Source organism: Pedobacter agri PB92, from assembly GCF_000258495.1.
Taxonomy (GTDB): domain Bacteria; phylum Bacteroidota; class Bacteroidia; order Sphingobacteriales; family Sphingobacteriaceae; genus Pedobacter; species Pedobacter agri.
Genome location: NZ_AJLG01000309.1, coordinates 1 through 2,136, shown reverse-complemented (window position 1 = coordinate 2,136; position 2,136 = coordinate 1). Strand labels below are relative to the sequence as shown.

Annotated in this window: 2 protein-coding genes; both read right to left on the bottom strand. The window is 37.7% G+C overall.

Annotated features, from left to right (window positions below; genetic code table 11):
• Window positions 1-108: 108 nt before the first annotated feature.
• A complete protein-coding gene (locus tag ON09_RS24635) occupies window positions 109-696 on the bottom strand; it encodes a Crp/Fnr family transcriptional regulator (RefSeq protein WP_010603510.1) in 588 nt (195 codons plus the stop codon).
• 1,108 nt (window positions 697-1,804) lie between these two features.
• Window positions 1,805-2,136 (bottom strand): DUF6624 domain-containing protein (locus tag ON09_RS23460; protein ID WP_010603509.1); only part of this gene is annotated, 332 nt, incomplete at its 5' end.

Genomic DNA, 2,136 nt, shown 5'->3' with positions numbered 1-2,136 from the left:
CTAACAAGCTGGATTTTTGGGAAATAGACAGTGCAGTTTTCATATCAGATTGATTTAACCCGAAGGTACTGCAGTAATCAAAGACTGCATTTATCAAATGATAAAAAACTACTTGATCGCTCTGATGCGGCTTAAGGAGACTTGTGTGATGCCTAAGTAGGAGGCCAGATCTGCCAGGCTGATGCGTTGAAGCAACGCTCCATTTTCTTTCAAAAATTTATGGTAGGCTATCTGGGCCTTTTCCTCCAGTTTGCTCCCAATTCTTTCCATCATATTTACAGCAGCAAGTGCAAGAAGTTTTCTGTAAAAGGTTTCAATCGTGTGGAAATCCAGGGATAATGTTTCCAGTTCATTGTGGTCGATGCAGGTGAGATGGCAATCTTCAATGGCAAGAATAGAATAGGTTGAAGGCTGTTGAAGGATGAAACTGTCGAGTACCGTAAACATGTTCTTTTCAGAAAAAAACCGCATGATAAATTCCCGGCTATCGGCATAAAAAAAGGTTTTCACTAGTCCACTTTTCACAAAATAAATTCTTTTACACACCGCTCCAGCTTCCAGTATAAGCTCCCCTTTTTTGTATTTCCTATTATATAGCTTTGATTTCATTGCAGCGCTCGCCACTTCCTCCAGCTTGGAGAGCGATGAGACAAAGCTCAGAAAGTCCGGGCTTTCGCAAAATATATGTTTATCCATGGGAGCAAGTTAAGTATTTAATTTTTTGATGTTACCGGATATATCAGTATTGGTTAACGTTCTATGTAAGCCTAAGTAAATCAGCTGTTAACTGCCATTTTGCAATCAGACAAGCGCATTGATTTTATCGTCTTGATACTGTATAAAATAGTTTAACATTTCACTGCCCATTTCGCTCTGCTGGATGCATTTAACAGCATACGTTGGAGTATTAAATTCGTATCTGCTCAGTTGGCTATCATAGATGCTAGGTGGCGGGGATGAGCGGATTTTAGCTATCAAAGCTTATCAAGCAGCATGCTCTTTGCCATTGTTAGTTCTAACGGCCAAATCTCAAAGCATAGATAGGGTTCTGGGCTTAAAATTAAGAGCTCATGATTGTATGCCTAAGCCTTTTCAACCCGGGAAACTTTGCTCTGGCTGAAGAGTATTTTTCAACGAAATGAAAAATCGACTGGACTGGAAGAAATTGCCATTGGGAATTATCGTTTCACCTCATCAAGATATCAGCTTCAGACCAGCCAAAAGATTCATTATTACTGAGAAAAATGCAGACCTTCTGATGTTACTTTTGTAATATAATCAGCAGGTGGTTAAGAAGGAGGAAATTTTGGGAAAGCTCTCGTGCGAAAATGATTACTTTTTGGGTAGGAGCCTAGATGTACTTATGAGCAGGCATCGCAAATATTTCGCATCAGACAGCAAAAGCTGGTTTGATTCGGTTAGACGGGTTTGAAATTGTTTTTCCCTCCGAAAGTTTGTCAGCTCATGAAAATAAACAATGCCGTTGACAAAATTTTTATGACGATCAGATTTGCAGCTTATTTTTTACAAATCCTTGGTACATATTATTCTTTTGTACTTTATGGAAAGTTTGGATTCATTTGAACGTTTGCTAGTATTGTTATTAACTACTATCCTGTTGATAGAAATTGCTGTTGGTACTGCTTATTTTTTTTTCTGATATAGGTTTTATACGATTTGTGTACCTCGTTTTGTAACTTATATACAATGACGCTTCAGTTATAATTCTCATCAGATTCAGCAATAAAAGGCTTAGTTTCATTGATACGCGGCATCGTCTATCATCAACGATTGCATTTTAACTTTAATTATTCTTCTGATCAATATACAGCTCTATTAACTTTGGTAGTTCTCTCTTATACTGCTCAATATCAAAATCAATATTGAATGATGATTTCATATAGGATTTCAGTGATTCAAGTCCAACCATTGCCCTCCTATGGTCCACACCATCCACATCGTCTACCGGATAAAGTACATACTTTTTACTGATGTTGTTTATTATCGTTTGTGACCCGTATTGTTGCATCTTTTTTAATCTCATATTTATCCTATCCTCGAGATAAGCCAGATCTTTAGGGAGGACCTTGCCAGCCTGAAAACTTTCCTGAAAAGAGGTAAATATAGTGTGTACGT